1 protein-coding gene and 1 pseudogene are annotated in these 2,278 nt (G+C 39.4%); both read left to right on the plus strand.

The window, feature by feature from the left end; translation table 11 throughout:
* The first annotated feature begins 208 nt into the window (after positions 1 to 208).
* Complete coding sequence (locus tag LD39_RS16615) at positions 209 to 2,038, plus strand: nucleoside-diphosphate sugar epimerase/dehydratase (RefSeq protein WP_035550075.1); 1,830 nt, start codon at positions 209 to 211, stop codon at positions 2,036 to 2,038.
* A 15-nt stretch (positions 2,039 to 2,053) separates the two neighbouring features.
* Positions 2,054 to 2,278 (plus strand): annotated as a pseudogene (locus LD39_RS16620) (glycosyltransferase family 1 protein); the annotation flags it as partial.

The following is a 2,278-nucleotide window of genomic DNA, read 5'->3' on the forward strand; positions in this document are numbered from 1 at the left end:
TATCTATGGAGGCACTCGGCCATACTGTGGGTTGTGTAAGCGAACCTTAGACGCGAGTCGTCGGTGGTGTGGCGTGAGGGCGGGTTGAATGCCCATTATTTTTAAATTTTTATGAATAGGGTTCTCGAAAAGCCCTCTTCATAAAAGTTTGGAAATCCTACATAAATCTATTTCAACAAGAACTATTGGATAGGAAAGGGGAGAAGGTATGACCTACCGACAGAGGTTGTCCTTATTTATATTTATTGATTCATGTATTATCTTAACAGCTCTATTATTCAGTCGGCTGCTAGTCAATTCAAATTTTTATAGTTTAATTCCACTCGTCATTAGTACAATAGCTATTTTATCCAGTCACCTATTTTTTTCTTTTCGCTTGAACCTCTATAAGAAAGCCTGGGAGTATGCAAGCATTGGAGAACTCATTATCATTTTAAAAACGGTTACGTATTCCCTTATTTTCACATCACTAATTCAACTTATTGCTTTTCAAACGATCTATTTAAAAACACTAGCTGTATTGTGGATGGTTCATCTGCTTGTTATTGGCGGATCGCGTTTCTTGTGGAGGATTTATCGAGACAACTATCTCATTCATAACAATACGAAGAAAAGAACACTCATTATTGGAGCAGGATCTGCAGGGATCATGGTTGTTAGACAATTACAGAAAAGCGAAGATACAGATTTGTGTCCAGTAGCTTTCATTGATGATAGTCCGGTAAAACAGCATCTTGATATTTTAGGAGTCCCTGTTGTTGGTGGTGTTGGAGAAATTGAGAAGCATGTCGATCAATTAGACATCGAAAATATCATCATTGCCATCCCATCACTAAATAAAGATGGCATCCAACAGATTTTTCAAGAGTGTGCGAAAACAAATGCCAAAACAAAGATCCTGCCAATGCTTGAAGATATCGTTACTGGAAAGGTTTCCGTAACCCAATTCAGAGATGTAAAAGTTGAGGATTTATTAGGAAGAGACCCAGTTAACTTAGATATTGAAAAAATATCTGACTACGTGAAGAGCCAAGTCGTGCTAGTAACAGGTGCTGGTGGATCAATAGGATCAGAGATTTGCAGACAAATTGCCAGGTTCGGTCCGAAAAAATTGATCTTACTTGGGCACGGAGAAAACAGTATCCATGCGATAGAGATGGAGCTGAGAGAAAAATTTATAGCGGATGAGATTGATATTTCTACAGAGATTGCAGATATTCAGGATGAACATAAAATGGAGAAAATCTTCAACTATTATTCACCAGATGTCGTTTATCACGCAGCTGCTCATAAGCATGTCCCGCTGATGGAACGAAACCCGGAAGAAGCGGTAAAAAACAATATGATCGGGACGTATAATGTGGCCAAAGCTGCAAGGTTGAGCGATACAGGAACATTTGTCATGATTTCATCAGATAAAGCCGTCAATCCTACTAGCGTGATGGGAGCGACCAAGCGACTTTCAGAAATGATCATCCAAAGTATGAACGGAACAGGTGGAACAAAATTTGTAGCGGTTCGATTTGGGAATGTGCTAGGAAGTCGAGGCAGTGTCATTCCGATTTTCACAAAACAAATTGCCAGTGGGGGTCCAGTGAAAGTCACTCATCCTGAAATGGTTCGGTTCTTTATGACGATTCCTGAAGCATCGAGCCTTGTCATTCAAGCTGGTGCACTTACGCAAGGCGGAGAGATTTTTGTTCTAGACATGGGCGAGCCTGTGAAAATTGTTGATCTAGCAAGAAACTTGATCAAGCTTTCTGGTTACTCCTTAGAAGATATAAAGGTCGAATTCAGCGGGATTAGACCAGGGGAAAAATTGTATGAAGAGCTACTGAAAGATGAAGAAATTCACGAAAATCAAGTCTATCCAAAGATATATTTAGGAAAAACCTCAGAAATGTATATCGAGGACATTCAGGAAATTATCAATAATTATGATGCGTGGGATAAAGAATTCTTAAGAGAGCAGCTTTTAAGTCTAGCTAATAATAAAGGGTTAATTCGGTCGGATGAGGCCATATCCATTACTAGTTAAGAAGGGGGAATATGGATGGAAGAAAAAATTTTATTTTGTGCGACGGTTGATTATCATTTTAAACTTTTCCATCTTCCTTATTTGAAATGGTTTAAGGAACAAGGGTGGGACGTGCATGTGGCAGCGAGCGGGAACTTGGATCTTCCTTATGTGGACGAAAAATTCGACATACCCATCCAACGATCTCCCTTACGTCTTAAAAACCTCCAAGCGTACCAAGATCTTCATGCTCTTATAAAC

The organism is Halobacillus sp. BBL2006 (assembly GCF_000786645.1).
Lineage (GTDB): Bacteria > Bacillota > Bacilli > Bacillales > Halobacillaceae > Halobacillus.